This is a genomic window from Corynebacterium heidelbergense, from assembly GCF_028609845.1.
In the GTDB taxonomy this organism is placed as follows: Bacteria; Actinomycetota; Actinomycetes; order Mycobacteriales; family Mycobacteriaceae; genus Corynebacterium; species Corynebacterium heidelbergense.
Genome location: NZ_CP063191.1, coordinates 79,754 through 97,918, shown reverse-complemented (window position 1 = coordinate 97,918; position 18,165 = coordinate 79,754). Strand labels below are relative to the sequence as shown.

Here is an 18,165-nt window from a genome sequence, read left to right as displayed (position 1 = left end):
TGGGTTGGGTTAGTCCGGCACCCGGTCGTTGACCATCCCCACCGCCTGCATGAGCGCGTAGCAGGTGGTGGGGCCCACGAAGCGGAAGCCCCGGCGCCGCAGCTCCCTGGCCATCTCCACCGACTCAGGCGAACTGCTGGGGATGTCCTCCACATGGCCGGGTTGCTGATGCTCCGCGGGGGCGAAGGACCACAGCAGAACCGGCAGGCCAGCGGGAAGCCGGTCAGCTAGCCCGCCCAGGATCGTGCGCGCCGGGCTATCGGCTGGCAGCGCTTGCAGCTCTGGGTCCTCCCGGAGAGCAACAGTGGCCCGCGCATTGGCGTGCAGGGCTTCGTGCTTCAACCGGTTGCGGATCATCCCCTCGTCCGCGAGAGCCGCCTGCTTCTGTTCGTCGGTCATGGCGACGATGCGCGTGGCGTCGAAAAGAAAGAAAGCGCTGCGGAAGACGCGGCGCTTGCGCAGAATTGTGGACCAGGACAGGCCGGATTGGAACCCCTCCAGCACCAAACGTTCCAGCAGCCCGTGCTCGGTGATGACGAAGCGACCCCATTCCTGGTCGTAGTACTCCTGGAGGAGCTCGGAACTCGCCGCCCATGGGGGCCGCAATTGGCCATCGCTGCCGCGGACTTGGCCGCCGGGGGAGAGTTCGGGGCCGTGCCCGTTGCGCTTCTGGGTGCTGTGGTCGCTGCTGTCCATGCCTGGGGTCCGTGGCCTTTCCTGGCTTGAGCCGGTGATTCACGGCTGGTGGTGTTGTGTTGTCGGAGGCGGTGTCTGCTGCCCCCGCTGAAGCTGTGTGGGGCCCACCCTAACCACGGCAGGGACTACACGGCTCGCTGGCGCCACCCGAACCCGCTCGTTGTCCACAGAAGTGCCGTTATCCACAACGGGGAGATAGGCATGAGAAAATCCCCGGTGGAACCTCCCTGTCATCCGCCGTAGCGGCGGGACGGGGAGCTACCCGGGGGTGTTCGAATCTTTCAGGCTGGTCGCCATGGCATCGGCAACCAATGCCGCCCGGCGAGCAACTCGTGGATTGCCGTTACTTGCGGCTTCGGCCCATGAAAGCCTTGGCGATCGCCAGGAAGATGCAGGCACCGACGAGGCAGGTCAGGAAGGAGAAGATCCAGCCACCGGAGCCGACGTCGAAGATCAAGCCGAGGATGAATCCACCCAGGAGGCCACCGATCACGCCAACGACGATGTTGGCGATAATGCCCATCTGAGCATCGGTTCCCATGATCTTAGAACCGATCCAGCCGGCGAGACCACCGATGATGATCCAGCCCAGAATGCTGAGGGGAGGGATGTTGCTATTTGCCGCTAGGATAAGGGTTTGCATGGAACTAATTATGACTTGTTAAAAAGTTCTACGCTAGTTAGTACCCACTTATCGCTTAAAGTTGCAGTTGAACGCGGCCAGTCCCCTGTACGCCTCCAGTGTCGTGTTCCACGACTGGGCGGTTGTTTTCGCCTCACCGCGGCCTGTCTCAGCTACTCTCAGAGCCGTTGTCCCCACTTGAGCCGCTCTGGCAAACGTCGTGCCCGCATCAATCCTTCTGGCGGCCGTTGCTCAACCGCTGCAGGAACTTCTCCGCCTCACTCGCTAGCTGGCGCACGACTTCCGCGGCTGGCAGCTCCGCGCGCAACAAGCTAATCCCTTGCCCCGCATGCAGTTTCAGGTCCCCGGCGAAATCTCCACCCTCCCCGCGGGCGGCGATGAGCTCGGCGTCGCTCACCTCTCCGCTATCAGACAACCCGGCATAGGCGTCCACGAAACCGTTACGCACCGTCCGGGTGGGCCATTTCTCCGTATCCCACTGGACCTGCTCTGCCCGGTCATAGATGTCCGTCAGCACGGTGTGCTTGGACCCGGTCTTCACCGCAGCCGCCTTCAGCTCCGCGCTTCCGGTGGCCTCCGGGCTGGCCAGCAGGGCCGTACCCACCCAGGCCGCGTCGGCCCCGGCTGCCAGCGCTGCGGCCACGCCCCGCCCGCTGCCGATCCCGCCCGCGACGGCAGTGGGGATGCCGGGCGCATGCACCTCCAGGTAATCCAAGGCGAGCTGCATCAGCGGCATCGTCCCGATGCGCCCGGTATGCCCACCGGCATCCGTGCCCTGGATGCAGATCGCGTCCACATCCGCGTCCAGCGCCTGCCGCAGTTGGGCTAGGTCGTTCACGCTGGTCACCACGCTGATCCCCGCCTCGTGAGCGGCAGCGACGTAGGGCGCCGGATCCCCAAAGGACAGGCTGGCCACCTTCGGCCGGGCCTCGAGCACGGCCTCCCACTGCTCGGGGTGATCCGCCAGGGCCCACAGCATGAGCCCAATGCCGTACGTGCGGGGGTCCCGCTGGGACTCGGCGCCGATGATGCGTTCGGCGGTCCGGGCATTGTCGATAATCCATTCCGGGCTGCTGCTGGCTCCTGCACCAAACATGCCCAGCCCCCCGCCCAGGGTGACCGCTGCGGCCAATTCTCCCCCGGAGCGCCCGGCCATCGGGGCGCCGATTATCGGTACGTCAATTCCCCATAGTGTGGTCAGTCGGGATGCCAACTGGGGTTCGTTCTGGTGAAGAGGTTCGCCAGTGGTCACGATCCTGCAAGCTCCGTCCTGTGTGCCCCGCGCCCGGCACCATCGACAACGTTTGACGGCAAACCCGGGACCGGATGCAAGCGAGAAATTCGATTGTTCGTTTCCACCCTAGGTGGCTTGGGCCCCATGTGGCCAGCCTTCACTCCACCAAAAGTCCCACCATTGCCTGGGCCATGTTGTGTAGTACTTCCCGTTGGGGTTCGACATCTCCGGTGAACATGACCGGTTCCACGGCCACATCCCATTGCAGCCCGGTTGTTATTGCGCGCAGCGCCTTTTCCGCGCCGGTTGTGTCGTACCCGCCGCGGATCCACCAGCTCACGGGAAGGCCCTGGGTATCGTCTTTGGCCTGGTCGAAGGTGCTATCGAAGTAGTGTTTAAGCGCACCGGAGATGTAGCCGAAGTTCGCGGGTGTGCCGAGGATGACGGCATCGGCCGCGCGGAGCTCATCGGCGTCCGGAATAAGAGCATCCCGCTCCACAATCCGCACCGATGCAGCCCCGGATTCCGCAATCTCCCGCTGGGCCGCCCGAGCCGCGTCCAGCACAACCGCTGCGATGCGCTGGCCCACTTCCGTGGGGCTGTGATGGACGACAAGCAGCGTTTTTGCCGCGCCCTCGGAGCTGTTTCCGCCGCCGGAGCTTTGCCCCTCAGCTGGGACGGATTTCCCCGGGTTCGTAGCGGCCGTGGTGATTCCCGATTGTGGCGCTGGAGTGGTCATCGTTCTTCTCCCCTGTGTTGTGTTGATGCTGCTGCGTTGACGCGCCCTGCCGATCGAGCGCTGTCCTTGTGTTCCCAATGCCTGGTGTTTCCAATGCTAGGAATGCTCGGGTTGTTTCACCGCCGTTTCGGGGGCCCGCCGCTTGTCGCCACCGCCTATGCCCGCCTATCCCCGCTTATCCGCGGGCGCTTCCCGATCCTCCCCCGGCCTTTCCCCCGTAATTACTTAGCCGAACAAACCTAAAGTGTGACCCAAATCGCCTGCTGGAGGCCATTTTCCATTGTCCGGCCCACCCTTTAAGATTACGGCCCTATGGCCAGTTCGAGATTTCGTCGCGACGTGGAGGGATTGCGCGGTTTAGCTATCGCGCTCGTTGTCGTCTTCCACATTTTCGTCGGACGAGTCTCCTCCGGCGTGGACGTATTCCTGCTGCTGGGGGGCGTGTTCTTCTTCTCCTCCCAGTTGGGCAACGCCCGCAACCCCAAGGGGCTCACGTTCCTGCAGTCCCTGTTGCGCATCATCCGGCGCCTCTTCCCGCTGCTCGCGGTGGTGGTGGGCTCCACTCTGGCCGCCAGCCTGGCCTTCATGAGCACGCTGGTGCACAACTCCGTGGCCGATGATTCCGTCGCCGCACTGGGCTACTACATCAACTGGCAGTTGGCGCTCTCCGGCCGGGAATACACCACCGCCCAAAATCCGGTGAGCCCTTTCCAGCACCTGTGGTCCATGTCCGCGCAGATGCAGATTTATGTGGCCTCGCTGTTACTGGTGGCTGTCCTTGCCTTCCTTTTTCGACGCCACTCCCGGCGCGCCCTCACAGTAGTCCTCATGGCGCTCGTGGGCGCCTCCTTCAGCTACGCCGCGGTGATGGCGGGTACTAACCAGTCGGTAAATTACTACTCCACTTTCTCCCGGTTCTGGGAGGTGGGCCTGGGTGGGCTCCTCGGGATGCTGATCCTGCCCCGGCGGGCGGACAACGGCAAACGCCTACCACCGATCATTCCGGACTTGCCGCCCCGACTACGGCAAGTCATCGGATGGTCAGGCCTAACCCTCATCATCGCGACCGGTTGGGTGGTCAACGGGGCCCAAACCTTCCCCGGCCCCTGGACCCTGCTCCCCCTGAGCGGTGCGGTCCTCGTACTTCTGGCGGGGCAGGGGGCGCACACCGTAGGAGTCACCCGGTTGTTGAATTCCCGGCCGCTGCAGTTCCTTGGCGGCATCTCCTACGCGCTGTACCTATGGCACTGGCCGCTGCTGATCCTCGCGGGCCAGTGGAAGCTGTGGCAGAGCCGCGCGGTAATGGGCGGATTGGCAGTCATCGTCGCCAGCGTTGTTCTAGCCTGGATCACAAACCGCCTGGTAGAGCGGCCCCTCCGGCAGAAAAGTCGGCCCCGGCGGTCCACGGTGGTCTTCGACCGGGAGTATCTGCGGGCCAGCTTCGCGAAGTGGCCGAAGGTGGTGTACTCAGCGGTCATTGTGGTGATCGCGGGTGCTGTGGTTTGTGCCCCACTGTTGGTGGAACGCAAACACCAGCTCGATGACGATCAACTGTGGACCGTGGCCCAGGACCGCACGCTGTACCCGGGGGCCCTGGCCTTCACCGAGGGGCGCGTGCCGCGGGGCAATCTGCCGCTGGTGCCGCCGCTGGAGGACTTCGAGGCGTTGCTTCCCCCGACCCAGCCCGATGGTTGTCAAATAGGTTTCGAGGGCTCTGATGTGGTGCTCAAACAGAACTACAACAAGTCCGATACCCCGTGTGCCTACGGCGACCGCGGGTCCAAGAAGACCCTTTACGTCATCGGGGGTTCTCACTCCGAGCACTACATGCCAGCAATGGACGAAGTGGGCAAGCTCAACCACATCCGCGTGGTCCCGCTGCTGAAGATGGGGTGCCCCGTGAACTCCACGGTTCCGCTGTGGACTGGGGAGCCCTATCCCTCCTGCAAGGAGTGGTCCAAAAAGGTGGTGGACTACATCGATAAAAATCCGCCCACCGAAGGCATTCTCATGACCTCCACCCGCCCCACCGACATTTGGGGAACCGGCCCGGAGACGGTGCCCAAGGAATATGTGGACCTCGTCAAGGACTTTTCCGACAAGGGCATCCACTCCTGGCTGGTGCGGGACAACCCCTGGCACATGTTCGACGAGAGCCAACATCCGTGGGGCCCCGTGGACATGCGCACCTGCGTGGGGGAAATGGAAGAGGGCCACCGAACCATGACCCCCCGGGGCCGGGAGTTCAAGGGCGTGGCCGACAAAAACTCCGTGACGAAGGAGGAGATCGCCAAGATCAACGAAGAGTGCGGTACGAAGCAGGACCGCTCCCTGAAACCCGTCAACCCCGCCATCAAGGCCTACTCCGGCATGGACGTGACCCACGTGGACCTGACCAACGCGATCTGCAAGGACGGCTACTGCCCGGCCATCATCGGCAATATGGTGGCCTACCGGGACGCGCACCACTTCACCAACGTCTTTGCCACCACGCTGGTCCCCGAGCTGGACCGGCAGATGTTCCCGAATGGCTAAGGCAGAGTACCGGGCCTAAACCTGGTCGAGGGGCTTGATCATGATGGATTCCACATCCATGTGCCGCGGCCGGTCCGCGATCCAGCGAATGGCCTCCGCGATATCCTCGGCAACGAGGTTCAACTTGTCCGCGTAAACCTCTTCAGCCCGCTGCTGGTCCCCCTTGAAGCGGTTGAGGGAGAATTCGGTGGCCACGCGCCCCGGATCCACCTGGCACACCCGCACGCCATCCGCAGCGAATTCCATGCGCATCACATCGGTCACCGCGGTCTGCCCAAATTTCGCCGCGTTATAACCCGCGCCGTTGCGATAGGCCGCCCGCCCCGCCATGGACACCACATTGATCACCTGCCCAGCCGCAGCAGCCTTCAATTGCTTGTAGAGCGCACGGGTGGTGTTGAGGGTGCCCAGCACGTTGGCCTCGTACATCCACCGCCAGTCGGCAGGATCAGTCTCCACTATCGGCTCCAGCCCACGTGCCCCGCCGGCGTTGTTGACCAGGAGATCCACCGCCCCGGCCACCTGGCGGACGCGCTCCGCGAAGTCGCTGACCGACGCCGGGTCGCTGACGTCCACCACCGCGAACTCCGCCACGCCTCCGGCCGCTCCGATCTCCCCGGCCACGCGGCGCAATTGCTCCTCCCTGCGGGCGGCGAGCAGGACGCGCCAACCATCGGCGGCGAGGGCCTTTGCCGTCGCCTCCCCGATTCCTCCGGAGGCCCCGGTGATCACAGCCCACCGGCCCTGTGCTTTTTCGCTTTGTGCTTGTGGTTCAGTCATGGCACCCCACAGTAGTGACTCGTCCCGGGAGCCGCCGGTCTGGAAATCGCTGTCCGGGAAACCGCCGGGAACTCATGGCCTCCCCTATCCGACTACTAAGCCAAACCCGCGTAATCGAAAGACATAACCACTGTGACTTCCCCTCTTGGAACCAGCCATCAACACGGCCACCGTGCTCGGCGAGAAACATCCGCAAAAACCCCCATCGCCATCGTGTCGGCTGTTGCCCTGTTGGCGGCCGGTTCCGTCCTCACCGGTTGTGGTGACAATTCCGAAAACCAGTCGGCGGAATCCTCCAGCTACACCGTGCCCCGCCCGGAAAACAGTGCCTACCCCTTGACGATCAACAATTGCGGCCGCGAGGTGACTTTCACTAAAGCCCCGTCCCGAGTCCTCATTCTCAACGGCGCTTCCGTGGGCGAGGTGGAAAGCCTCCTGGTTCTAGACCAGGACAAGGCAATCATCGGGAATGCGCAAAATTACGGCGTCTCCGACGACAGGGGCATGGTGCCACGCATCAGCGCCTTGCCCACCATCCCCGGGCAGAGCCCCGCCGGAGCCACCACCGCAGAGCAAGTCCTTGCCGCCAAGCCTGACATGGTCATTTCCACGTGGGCCGGTGGTTTCGACCCCGGAGCCGGGGCACCCACCAGAGATCAACTGGCCCAGCAGGGCATCGCCAGTTATGTCAACCCCGCACAATGCGACTCTGCCCAGCCCGGGGCCAGCGCGAAAAAGAAGGACGGCTCGCCCACGGGCATCAAGGACTCCTTTGATATGCTCATGGATTTTGGTCGGATCTTCAATGTGCAGCAAAAGGCTGCCGGGTACATCGAAGGCAAGAACAAAGCCATCGAATCTATCGCTGCGCACGGCCAACCCCAGGGCGATAAGCACGCCCTCATCGCCTATCCCGGAATGGCTGCTATGAACACCAACGGCCTACCCGCAGTGATGACCGGCGGGATCTACGACGACATTCTCGCCAAGGCCGGGCTGGAGAATTCCATTGAGGGGGACGCGGAAACCACCAAGACCCTCAACGCCGAAAAGCTAGCCTCCGCGAAAGTGGATGTGCTGGTCCTCGGGCAATTCTCACCAGCGGAAAATCCCGCAGAAGAGGCCAAAAAGCTTTTCGCCAAATACCCCCAATGGGAGGCCGCGAAGCATAACCGCTGGGTCAGCGTCTCGGATAGCGCCTACTACGGCCCGCTGAACCACATCGCGGTGGCCAAGATCTCGGACGCAGCGAAGCGCTAACGCCCGCCGAAGCAAGCCCCACCGCCCACCTCCAACTCTTTACCCTCTCCCCCTCCCCCCTCCCTCTACCCCCCCAACGCAGGAATCACCCATGCCCATTTCGCACGCCCGGAAGGGCCTGCTGGCCACCGGCTTCGGCGCCTGTGCCCTGGTCGCGGCCGCCTGTGCCAGCATCGCCCTGGGGCTTGTCCGGGTGCCTTTGCCCGCGGCCGTGGACGTGCTCAGCAGCCACCTATTCGGTTCGTCTTCTGCGGTCAACCGGGATCAGGTGGCCGTTTACGACCAGATCGTTTGGCAATTGCGTTTTCCCCGAACGCTCGCGGCGGCCCTGGTGGGTGCTGCGTTGGCCCCGGCCGGGGCGGTGTTGCAGGCTGTTGTGCGCAATCCGCTGGCGGAACCGGGGATCCTCGGCATAAGCGCCGGGGCCTCGCTCTGCGCGGTCCTGGCCCTCGCCTTCGGTAGCGCGTTATCCCTGTCGGGGGTGTTCCTCTCCGGCCCGCTGCCTCCCATCCTGGGCGCCCTGGCCGCGCTGGTCCTCATCCTCGCTCTGGCTGCTGGGGACCGGATGGTGTCCGGTCCGCGCGTCATCCTCGCCGGGGTGGCCGTGGGGCAGATGGCCCTGGCGGCGACGAGCTTTGTGCAGTTGCGGCTGGACCCCACTGAGGCCTCCGCCATCTTGTTCTGGCTGCTGGGCAGCGTGGCCGGGGTGGAGTCCACGGGTCGGCTCGTTATTCCCGCGATCATCGTCGCTGCAGCACTTGCCGCGGTGTTCCTGCGCGCCCGGGACTTAAACGTCATGACGCTCGGGGATGAAGATGCCCTGGCCCTGGGCCTTAGCCCCACGCGGGTGCGGATCTTCGCGGTCTTCGCGGTCGCCGCGCTCACCGGCGTGGCCGTGGGGCTCGCGGGCACCGTCGGTTTCCTGGGGTTGTTCGTTCCCCACGCGCTGCGCCTGCTCATCGGCCCGGATCATCGCTGGTTGTTGCCGGCCTGCGCGGTGTGGGGCGCGGCTGTATTGGTCGCCATCGACATGGCCTCCCGCACCATTGCCGGAGGCCAGGAAATCCCCTTGAGCGTCTTCACCGCGCTTGTCGGCGGCCCCTTCTTCCTGTGGTTGCTCCGGCGCGGCCGGCGGGGAGGTCTCGGGCGATGATAAGCACCGATCGCGATCGGTCGGAGGCGGCGGTGAGCGTGGATCGCGTCACGGTGCAGCGCGGTCGCCGCAAGGTCTTCCGCGAAGTCACCTGCGAGGCCCCTGCAGGCCGCGTCACCGCCATCGTCGGGCCCAATGGCTCCGGTAAATCCACCCTCTTGGGGGCTATCACCCACTCCCTCGTTCCTTCGTCTGGATCCGTTTCTTTCTTTGGGACGCCAAATACCTCGCGCAGCATGCGAGAGCTCGCCCGAATGCGTTCAGTGGTGGCCCAGCAGCACGACACCTGGGCCGGATTCAGCGTCAACGACATCGTGCGTATGGGCTGCGACGCGGGCCGGGGTCTTTTCGAGTTCTCCCGCCAATTTGATTCACGTCAGGTTCGGGAAGCCCTCGCCGCTACGCAAACTGCGTATGCCGCCGAACGGGACTTTGCCTCCCTATCGGGTGGTGAGCAGCAGCGAGTGCTCATATCCCGGGCTTTAGCCCAGCAGGCACCGATCATGGTGTTGGATGAACCAACAAACCATTTAGACTTGGCGTCCCAAATAAACATCATGGAGCTCATTGGTGGGCTGGACAAAACCGTCGTGCTGGCCCTCCACGACCTCAATTTGGCGCGTCATTACGCGGATCACGTAATCCTCCTCAGCGCGGGCGGCGTCGCGGCGCAAGGGCCCACGGCGGAGGTACTGACGGCCGAGCGGATCTCCCGTCTTTTCAAGGTCAGCGCGGATGTGGTGGCACACCCCCGCACTGGCCAGCTCCACTTTTTGTTCACCCCACCGCAGGACACTGCGGAGCCGCCATGACGGCTACCTGCAGCATTCACGAGAAGTGGAAACGAACCCCCTATTTCCCTCCCCTACATCTTAGGAAAGGACTCTCACATTATGCTCGATATTCACGGCAGCGGACTCGGAGCTGAAATCCACGGCATCGATCCCGCCAATCCCACCGGCATTGACGCCGGTGAACTCCGGGAGGCAATTTACCGCCACAAGCTGGTAGTGCTGAAGGACTTCAACCCCACCCCAGAGCAGTTCCTGGCGTTTGGGCGCCATCTCGGTGAGGTCCGCAAATACTACGAGCCGATTTACCACCACCCCGAATACCCGGAGATTTTCGTTTCCTCCAATGATCAATCCGCTGGCGGCGTACCCAAAACCGGCGCCTTTTGGCATATTGATTACCAATTCATGCCAGAGCCCTTCGCCTTCACCATGACACTGCCCCTCGCCGTGCCGGGAACGGACCGGGGAACCTACTTCGTGGATCTCACCCAGGCATGGGCCCAGGTGCCGGAGGAGCTCAAACAGCGAGTGCGCGGCACCCGCAGCGTTAACTCCCCGCGGCGCTATGTGAAGATTCGGCCCAGTGACGTCTACCGTCCCATTGGGGAGGTGCTGCAGGAAATCGAGGAGGTCACGCCCCCGCAATACTGGCCCACGGCTCTGAAGCACCCCGTGACCGGGGAGGAATACCTCTACATCTGCGAGGCCTTCACCGAAAGCATCTACCGGCCGGATCCCGCCGATGCACTCCCCAGCAGCCCCGAGGGGCGCGGTGCGGGAAAGGGCGAGCCGCTAAAGCCGGATGTTCTCACCGAGCTGCTGCACATCAGCGGCCAGTCGGCGGACATCAACCCCGAGACCCACCCCCTGGTGCACACGCAGCACTTCGGCGTGGGCGATGCCCTGCTGTGGGATAACCGCGTGCTCACCCACCGGGCCAAGCACGGCTCCACCCCGGGCACCGTGACGACCCACCGGCTGACGATGGTCGATGGCCACCCCACCCCCGGCCTGCCGGCATGAATGCAGTGACAGCGCGGCGGGGCAAGCCCAACCGGCACAGCCTACGGGCCCCAGTTTCGATCACTGCCGGGGGGCGCACGGGCATCGCGGATGCCGAGGAGGCCATCCCGGAGAAGCTCGTCGCCGGGACGCTGAAGCCCTACACGGCGAAAGGATGCCGGTACCTCCAGCACGCCTGCTACCTGGCCGGTGGACCGGAGTTGGCCGCGGTGGGGCGCTTTGGCATCCCCACCTCCGCCTACATTCAGGACACGGGGCACTTCAATGCCGCAGAGTTCATCATCGCGTACAACCAGTTGTTCTATTGCCTGCTGGCGGAGGCCGTGCGACGCGGGGATATCGCGCCCCTCCTGGGGTGGACGGCGGCGGACCTGCGCACCCGACAACTACCGGACGTGCTGATCCAGCGAAACGACAGCGAGTTCCTCGCACCGATCGATGCCCGCCAGTTCACCGGGGTAATCCGCGTGACGGGGATGCGTTTGGTACACCGGCGGCACCGGTACGTTCAGATGGACACGGCGGTGGAGTTTTGGGGCGGGGACGGTTCCCCGGGCCCACAGGCACCCCAGGGTGGCGCGGCTCCCGCAGAGGGCGAGGCGCCGGAAAGCGACGCGCGCGGCAGGGCCCGGGGAAACGTCACCATCGCCGTGCTGCTTCGCGAAGACGACTCCGAATCCGCCCCTCCCACGACCCACCGCCCGAAGGGGGCCCGGTGAGCGAACAACCCAGCCCCACTGGCGTGCTGCAGCGCGTGGTGGAACACGCCCGCCACCGGCCGGATTCCCCGGCCCTCTCCAGCACGGATGGCCAGCTCACCCTCACCTACCGTCAGCTAGTTCAGGTGGTTGAGCAAGAGGCCGATCGCCTGGACTCTCTGACTCCGGGCGGCACCCTCCACCCGGGGGATCGCGTGCTCGTTGTCTCCGATAGCTCCGCCGCGTCCTACGTTCGCATCCTCGCCTGCATGTGGGCAGGGGCTGTACCCGCCGTGGCGGATCACTGCCTACCGCAAGCGACGCTGGATGCCTACGCGGACACCATTGGTCCCCGCATTGTCCTTCGGGCCACTGGTGATGACGTCGCGGCCATCAGCGATAACGACACGGCCACTGGCGACCCCATGAACCCACCCCGCGGCGACCTCCAGGCCCCGCCGTTCCAGCCGGAGGTACCCCAGGCCATGCTGTTCACCAGCGGCACGACGGGAGCTCCCAAGGCTGTGGTGCTACCCGCCCGCTCCTTCCTGGCCATCCCCGATACCCTGCGGGCCCACAACGTGGACTGGATCACCTGGCGCCCGGAGGAGGTCACGTACACTCCCCTTCCCGCAAGCCACATCGGCGGTTTGTGGTGGGTGCTCAACGGCCTGGCCTCCGGTTGTCACACGGTCACCGGCCCCGCAGCAACGGCTGGGGCGACCGGCGCGAATGGACACGAGGATTTGCTGGCCACCCTGCACCGCTGGTCCGTGGCCACGGTGTGCATGGTTCCCACGCTGCTGGGACGGGTCGCCGCCAGCCTGCGGACTGCCACAGCGGGCAATCCGCCCAGATGCCCCAGCTCCTTGCGCCTCATCGTGTTCGGGGGATCCCGGGCGGTGCGGGAGGATGTCGCCGCGGTGGAGGCCTCCGGCGTGCGGACGGCCCAAATCTACGGCCTCTCCGAGACTGGGTGCACCGCGCTGTGCCTGCCGACCAGCGCCGATATGGCCGGGTCCGGCAGTAGCTCCCTGGAGCTCATCGACTCCGCCTGTGTGGGGACCCCCTATCCGGGCGTGCAGTTGTGTGTGCTTGCGGACCCGCTTGCCAAGCCCGCGCCGTTGCCCGAGGCATGCCCCCTACCCACCGACCCCTCACCCCTTCACCCCGGCAGCGATCGGGAGGGAACCTTGTGGATCCGCACCCCCGCCCGCATGCTCGGCTACTTCGGGCGCCCCCAGCAGACTGCAGACGTGCTGCACGAGGGCTGGCTAAACACCGGCGATCGCGTTGAGGTCCGCACCGTCCACCCAGATGGCCCGGTACTGGTGTACCTGCGGGGCCGGGTCAGCGAGCTCATCATCTGCGGCGGCGCCAATGTCAACCCCGATGATGTGGACGCCATCGCCCGCAGCGTCCCGGGGGTTGCGGATGCCGGTGCATTTTCTATTCCGGACGCCACCTTCGGCGCGCTCGTCGGACTGGCCGTCGTGCCCGCCGACCCCAACCTCGACGAGCGGCAACAGCGTCGGCTCCAGCGCAGCATCGCCGCAGCTTTCCGCGACCGGGCCGGCGCTGAGGCACGGCCCGCGCGCATCGTGATCACTGGCGCTTTGTCGAGGACGGCGTCCGGAAAAATCAGGCGCCACGAGCTGACGCGCCGCTTTACCGAACCACAGACTTTTCCCACCGCCAACCCCGACGAACCACGGGCCGCGGCGGTAGGGACCCAGGAGGACCCATGACCCACCCGACTGCCCGCGACGTTGTATTCCAGGCCCTCTACATCGACGAGGAGGACCTCGCCAACGGGGACCACACAGATCTGCGCGAACTCGGGCTGGACTCGGTGCGCCTTGTGCTCATCCTGCAGCAACTAGGCCTAGCGGAGCGGCCGGGGGTTGTGGAGCGCATGACCGCGGCCCCGACGATTGCGACGCTGCAGCAGCTGGCGGCCGAAACCCATGCGTGAGATCCCGCTGAGCGCATCGCAGGAGAACATCCTAGCCGGGTCCTTCACCAGCGAGGATCCGGGGGCCTACCTGGTGGGCAAGCGCTATGACTTCGCCGCTGGGGTCAGTGAGGAGTCGGTTCGCGAGGGGCTGCACCGGGTGTGCCGGGAACATCCCATCGTGCTGTGCGCAGTCCGCCGGGTCCCCGGTGCTGATGGTGGCACTACTTATGTGCTGCGGCGCGAGTTCGAACCCGCCCGGGTGGTGGGGCTTCGGTGCGAGGACCTGCTGGCTGGGTGGGAAAGCCACGGCCTGACCGGAGCGCAGGCGGTACCGCTCGTGGGCTTCACCGTCACCGTGGAGAAGGCCACTAGCCGCGTGTGCCTGGAGTTGCATGCCCATCATGTCGCGCTGGACGGCGGAGCCGTGGCCCTAGTGGAGGCCAGCCTCGGTGCAGCCTTGCAGGAGAGGGCGCGCGGCGACCACCAAGAAGCTGCATCGGCGGATGAGTCGCAGGACGCTCCGGCTGCCCTGGCCGCGGCGAACCAGGCCGAACGCGCCGCAAGTGTTGCAGCGGGCGGCCCGCAGGCGCTGGCGGCCCTGCGAACGGAGCTAGACCGACTTCCCCAGAACTTCGCCGCCGGAGCGACGGATGGGCCGGGCGCAAGCCGGGGTCGGCTGACCTCCGAGGCATCTTTCAGCGGCGCGGAGTACGTGGACCTCCTGGGCCTGAACATGGGCCTGGGCCTAGACAGCATGGCCACCGCAGCGGCCGCGGCCGTTCTCGCCGCGCGGGCCGGAACCTCAAGCATCCACGTCTTCCACACCGTGGACCCCCGCTTCCTCTCCGGGGATCTTGCTGCCGCGACTTGCCTGGTCAACACCCTGTGGTTCCCGCTGGATTTCCCGGCTTTCGTCAGCGGTGCTGATCTGGCTCGGGCCTGCGACCGAGGGATCGTCCGTTCCCGGCGGCGCCTATGGCTGCGGGAGGAGCGGTTGCGCCGGGAACTTCTGCGCCATCCCTGCGGCCACGGGCTAGCAGTCACGATGAACGTGTTGCCGGAACCGGTGGCCCCCGAACTGGACTGGGCACTCGAGGGCATGCCAGAGGTCACCGACATCGGGCCGGTGGAGGGCACCACAGTTCAGGTCATCAACAATCCGGCGGCACAACAATTGAGTATCCGGGTGTGGGAACCCGACGTCTCTGACTTATGGCCCACGCCCGCCTCGCCTGCAGAAACGGCATCCAGCTACTCGTCCACCGCGCCCGACCCTCTCCCGCCGCTAGCACCGCAGATCGCCGCGTACCTGCGCACATTCGCCGCGGATCCCAAGTCTCCCGCAGCCCAGCTCGCCGACGATTGGACCGTCCTGCCGGGCGGGCACGCCCCCGAACCGGCCGCAACCTGGCCAAATCTCATCGACCTTCCCCGCCTGCTAGACCAGCGCCCCGGCGTTCGGGCGTGGCTGTATGCCATGAACCGCGCGGAGGTACCACCCGGAGCCATCGTTGTTGTCCCGAGCCCAACTTCCGAGGCGCGGCCCGTCGACCTGCTGCTGGCCACGCACGTCCACGGCTGCGGGTACACCCCCTGTACCGGATCGGAGGAGGTGGCGGCTCGGCTGGAGGCGCTGAGAAACGCTGGGTTTGTTGGCGTCCACATGAACTCTTTGGACCCCGCCACCGCACATGTGCGCATCTACCATCCTGACCCGCCCCGAGGCGCGCCCAATTCCACGGAGCCCACCGCGTACATGCTGCCGACATCCGGCACAACCGGCGCGCCGAAACTCGTTCGGGTCAGCCACGCCAACCTCGCTGCCTTCCTTTCCGGGGCGCGGGCCCGCTACGGATGGCAGGAAGGGGACGTTGTGGGGCAGTGTGCCGCGCTGACCTCGGATATCAGTGTGGAGGAGATTTTCCTGGCGACCGTGTGCGGGGCCCGGATTGTGCCCCTATCCCCCGGCATCTTGGCGGACCCATGGGAGCTTGTGGACGCCACCCGGCGCGCGGGCCTGAGCATCCTGGACCTGCCTACTTCCGTGTGGCATGCGATGACCGCAGACCCACTGCTGCTGGAGGCTCTGCGCACCAGCGGGCTGCGGCAGCTCGTCATTGGCGGGGAGGCGGTGGATCCGGCAGCGCTTGATCGGTGGGAAGCGGTGATGCAAGCGGGTGAGGGCCGGGACGGGGATGGGGGCCGCGCCCACAGGATCGAGTTGTTGTCCACCTACGGCCCCACTGAGGCAACCGTTGTGGCCACAGCGGTGACGCTCGGCGGAATCGGGGATTCTGCCGCTTCGGGCCAGGAGGCGGTGGGTGATGCGGCCCGCGAGGCGGGGGCGGGCACCACTGTCGCGACCGCGGTCGGAGAACCCCTGCTGCGGGGTGGCGCCGTCGTGGCTTTCGGCGAGCTCCTCCTAGTGGGGGCTGCGGTGGGCCCGGGTTACGTCGGCTCACCAGCGCCGAGCTTTGGGGAACTCGCAATGCCGGAGGGTCCCCGGGTTCCGGTCTTCGCGACGCGGGACCGCGTCCGCTGCGAAAAGGCAGGCGGTCAGTACGTGTTCGCGGGCAGGTGGGACGAGGTGGCGAAGGTCGCCGGCCAGCGGGTGGATCTTTTCGACCTTCGCCAGCAGGTCGGGGCAATGGAGGGGGTCACGGAAGTCCACGCCCGGGCGCAGAAGGGCCGACTATCGGTATGGTTTTCCGGCGCCGCGAACATCGACGTCGACCTGAAAGCAAGGGTTCGCGAGCGGCTCGCCGAACTGCGGATCCCCGCCGCTGCCGTCGTGCAGACAGCAAAGCCCATCACTCGGGACGAGCGCGGCCGGGTACAAGAGGAATCGCTGGCGCCTCTTCACCCTGTGAACGAGAAGGCCACGGAGTCGACCGGGGTGGGCCTTGCCCACCAGGGCCCTGCGACGGAAGAGGGCGGGGTTGCCGCACGCCTGGCTACCGCCTGGTCACGACGGTTGGGCTGGGCTATCGCACCGTCGGATTCGCTAACGGATAAAGCGGTGCCCTCCCTTGAGCTCATCCGCCTATTGCCGGAAACCCGGTCCATCCTGGGGTGGCCGGTGGGGGTGCGGGATCTGCTGGCAGCGGACAGCGCGGAAGCACTCGCGGGACTCAAACCCGCAAGCGGTGCCACGGACCGCGCGGCCACACCCCGGAGCCTGGATCAGGCGGGTGAGTCGTCCGAGATCCACCTATCTGCTTCTCCCACTATTCACTCGAGTTCTTCCACTATCAGCGCGAGTACTTCCACTACTGGCGCGAGCGTGCTGGAGGCAGGTCGGCGCTACGACACTTCGCAGACCAGCGAGCCCGGCACCTACCCCGATGTGTGCGGGACCGCTGGGATGGCGGGCCCCGCCACGCTGCTGCTCGGGGCTACCGGCAGTGTGGGCTCGGCCGTGTTGCAGCGGTGGCTGCTTGAGCCCTACGGAAAGCTGATCGTCGCCCTCCGCGGGGACATCCCGAGAGGGGGCATGTGGACCATGGCGCGGCAACACCCGCACGTTGTCCTACTGCCTTGCTGCGGTACATGGAGCGCGGGGGCTGGGGGCGTCCTCAAGATATTGGCGGACCACCACATCACCACCGTGCTCAATTGCGCAGGAAGCGTGAGCACAACGGCGGGGCGGGCAGAATTGGATGCTGTGAATGTGGAGCTTCCCCGCTGGTTGGCGGAGTGCTGCAAACAGACCGGAGCCCGGCTGGTGCAGTTATCCTCCACGGTTGTTGCGGAGGAGTTTTGGGAGCCCCGTGTGACCGAGCCCGGGTGGGCCCATTTTGCCTATGCGGAATCCAAAATCATCGGCGAGATCGCGCTGAATTCGTATTCGAGCGCAATAGTTGTGCGCTTGCCGCGGGTGTTGCCTTCCACTGCTGGTGCGCATGCGGATGTGCTACTGGGCGTTCTGCGGGTGTGTTCCCGCTTGGGGTGCTACCCGGAGGTGGATATTGAGGAGGACGTTGTGACTGCCTCCGCCGTGGCGCAATGGCTTTGGCGAATGGTTCGTCAACTGCACGATGAGGGCGGGGAGGACGACCTGCCTGCGGGGGTGAGGGGCCCTGAGCTGGCCGGAGGGGCCTTGAAGTCGGCGGCTGGAGCGGGCTTAGGGTCGGCGCCTGGAGGTGGCGCGACCCTCGTGGTTCATCGGGGGTTGCGAGTGAGCTATCGGGACATCCTGCCCAGCGCCATTCACCCAGCGCTGTTGCCCGATGCTTCACCTCGTGCTCCTATGCTTCCGTCGCATTCTGCGTTACACGGGCAGGGCGCCAATGATGTGCGCGAATTTGCCGACCCCGACGTGGCTTGCGTTGAACTGCGGGAATGGAAGTCCAGACTCGATCGCAGTGGGCTTGCTCAAGAGGAACCGGAATTGTGGGGCTTGCTCGATGAATGGGTGGCGCTCGTGGAGGTATTCCAGCGGCGCCCCTGGGCGGGTATTCCCGCTCGGCGGCTGGGGTACGCTGGTTGGAGGTCTCTACCGGTGGGGGCGGACCTGCGCGTTCCGGACATCCTGCGCCTTGCCGGGGTTGGTTCTTAGCAAACCCGCCTCCCCGGTGAGCCCGGGCTTTGTCGTCAGGACCTTGTTCTGCGATCAGCATCTAGGAGCGTTGCACGCCCACGCTGTTCTATGCA

At 65.5% G+C, this 18,165-nt stretch carries 14 protein-coding genes; 9 read left to right on the top strand and 5 right to left on the bottom strand.

Annotated features, from left to right (window positions below):
• Positions 1–9: 9 nt before the first annotated feature.
• The 4 genes from CHEID_RS00410 to CHEID_RS00395 form a co-directional block, all read right to left on the bottom strand.
• Positions 10–696 (bottom strand): DNA-3-methyladenine glycosylase I, encoded by a 687-nt coding sequence (locus tag CHEID_RS00410; protein WP_112769596.1) that lies wholly within the window; start codon positions 694–696, stop codon positions 10–12.
• Between the two features lie 343 nt (positions 697–1,039).
• Positions 1,040–1,339: a GlsB/YeaQ/YmgE family stress response membrane protein gene (locus tag CHEID_RS00405; RefSeq protein WP_112769597.1), complete on the bottom strand. Its 300-nt coding sequence runs from the start codon at positions 1,337–1,339 to the stop codon at positions 1,040–1,042.
• 208 nt (positions 1,340–1,547) lie between these two features.
• Positions 1,548–2,591, bottom strand: a complete 1,044-nt coding sequence (locus tag CHEID_RS00400; protein ID WP_238599330.1) for an NAD(P)H-dependent flavin oxidoreductase — start codon at positions 2,589–2,591, stop codon at positions 1,548–1,550.
• A gap of 139 nt (positions 2,592–2,730) precedes the next feature.
• A complete protein-coding gene (locus CHEID_RS00395; RefSeq protein WP_112769599.1) occupies positions 2,731–3,312 on the bottom strand; it encodes a flavodoxin family protein in 582 nt (193 codons plus the stop codon).
• Between the two features lie 312 nt (positions 3,313–3,624).
• Here CHEID_RS00395 and CHEID_RS00390 point away from each other — a divergent pair, with 312 nt between their 5' ends.
• Positions 3,625–5,847: an acyltransferase family protein gene (locus CHEID_RS00390; protein ID WP_112769600.1), complete on the top strand. Its 2,223-nt coding sequence runs from the start codon at positions 3,625–3,627 to the stop codon at positions 5,845–5,847.
• Positions 5,848–5,862: 15 nt separating this feature from the next.
• On the opposite strand, the gene CHEID_RS00385 is transcribed toward CHEID_RS00390, so the two are convergent.
• Positions 5,863–6,627 (bottom strand): SDR family oxidoreductase, encoded by a 765-nt coding sequence (locus CHEID_RS00385; protein WP_112769601.1) that lies wholly within the window; start codon positions 6,625–6,627, stop codon positions 5,863–5,865.
• Between the two features lie 132 nt (positions 6,628–6,759).
• On the opposite strand from CHEID_RS00385, the gene CHEID_RS00380 reads away from it, so the two are divergent.
• From CHEID_RS00380 to CHEID_RS00345, 8 genes are all read left to right on the top strand, one after another.
• Positions 6,760–7,887 (top strand): ABC transporter substrate-binding protein, encoded by a 1,128-nt coding sequence (locus tag CHEID_RS00380; RefSeq protein ID WP_146743858.1) that lies wholly within the window; start codon positions 6,760–6,762, stop codon positions 7,885–7,887.
• Between the two features lie 91 nt (positions 7,888–7,978).
• Positions 7,979–9,040: a FecCD family ABC transporter permease gene (locus CHEID_RS00375; RefSeq protein ID WP_112770292.1), complete on the top strand. Its 1,062-nt coding sequence runs from the start codon at positions 7,979–7,981 to the stop codon at positions 9,038–9,040.
• Positions 9,037–9,852, top strand: coding sequence for an ABC transporter ATP-binding protein (locus tag CHEID_RS00370; protein ID WP_112770293.1), 816 nt, complete (start codon positions 9,037–9,039; stop codon positions 9,850–9,852). The genes CHEID_RS00375 and CHEID_RS00370 overlap by 4 nt, the downstream gene beginning before the upstream one ends.
• Before the next feature lie 78 nt (positions 9,853–9,930).
• Positions 9,931–10,857, top strand: a complete 927-nt coding sequence (locus CHEID_RS00365; RefSeq protein ID WP_112770294.1) for a TauD/TfdA dioxygenase family protein — start codon at positions 9,931–9,933, stop codon at positions 10,855–10,857.
• Positions 10,854–11,576, top strand: a complete 723-nt coding sequence (locus CHEID_RS00360; protein WP_273661156.1) for an FcoT family thioesterase — start codon at positions 10,854–10,856, stop codon at positions 11,574–11,576. Before CHEID_RS00365 ends, CHEID_RS00360 begins: the two co-directional genes overlap by 4 nt.
• Positions 11,573–13,303, top strand: coding sequence for an AMP-binding protein (locus CHEID_RS00355; protein WP_273661155.1), 1,731 nt, complete (start codon positions 11,573–11,575; stop codon positions 13,301–13,303). The genes CHEID_RS00360 and CHEID_RS00355 overlap by 4 nt, the downstream gene beginning before the upstream one ends.
• On the top strand, positions 13,300–13,530 hold the full coding sequence (locus tag CHEID_RS00350; RefSeq protein WP_112770008.1) for an acyl carrier protein: 231 nt from the start codon (positions 13,300–13,302) through the stop codon (positions 13,528–13,530). Before CHEID_RS00355 ends, CHEID_RS00350 begins: the two co-directional genes overlap by 4 nt.
• The gene (locus CHEID_RS00345; RefSeq protein ID WP_112770007.1) at positions 13,523–18,070 is read left to right on the top strand and encodes an AMP-binding protein; all 4,548 of its coding nucleotides are present in this window, start codon (positions 13,523–13,525) and stop codon (positions 18,068–18,070) included. The genes CHEID_RS00350 and CHEID_RS00345 overlap by 8 nt, the downstream gene beginning before the upstream one ends.
• Positions 18,071–18,165: the final 95 nt, after the last annotated feature.

What these genes read in the sequence shown, in the direction of transcription:
- CHEID_RS00370 (WP_112770293.1), top strand. Translation starts at nt 9,037, where the DNA reads ATGATAAGCACCGATCGCGATCGGTCGGAGGCGGCGGTGAGCGTGGAT.
- CHEID_RS00405 (WP_112769597.1), bottom strand. Translation starts at nt 1,339, where the DNA reads ATGCAAACCCTTATCCTAGCGGCAAATAGCAACATCCCTCCCCTCAGC.
- CHEID_RS00360 (WP_273661156.1), top strand. Translation starts at nt 10,854, where the DNA reads ATGAATGCAGTGACAGCGCGGCGGGGCAAGCCCAACCGGCACAGCCTA.
- CHEID_RS00350 (WP_112770008.1), top strand. Translation starts at nt 13,300, where the DNA reads ATGACCCACCCGACTGCCCGCGACGTTGTATTCCAGGCCCTCTACATC.
- CHEID_RS00375 (WP_112770292.1), top strand. Translation starts at nt 7,979, where the DNA reads ATGCCCATTTCGCACGCCCGGAAGGGCCTGCTGGCCACCGGCTTCGGC.
- CHEID_RS00390 (WP_112769600.1), top strand. Translation starts at nt 3,625, where the DNA reads ATGGCCAGTTCGAGATTTCGTCGCGACGTGGAGGGATTGCGCGGTTTA.
- CHEID_RS00395 (WP_112769599.1), bottom strand. Translation starts at nt 3,312, where the DNA reads ATGACCACTCCAGCGCCACAATCGGGAATCACCACGGCCGCTACGAAC.
- CHEID_RS00385 (WP_112769601.1), bottom strand. Translation starts at nt 6,627, where the DNA reads ATGACTGAACCACAAGCACAAAGCGAAAAAGCACAGGGCCGGTGGGCT.
- CHEID_RS00345 (WP_112770007.1), top strand. Translation starts at nt 13,523, where the DNA reads ATGCGTGAGATCCCGCTGAGCGCATCGCAGGAGAACATCCTAGCCGGG.
- CHEID_RS00410 (WP_112769596.1), bottom strand. Translation starts at nt 696, where the DNA reads ATGGACAGCAGCGACCACAGCACCCAGAAGCGCAACGGGCACGGCCCC.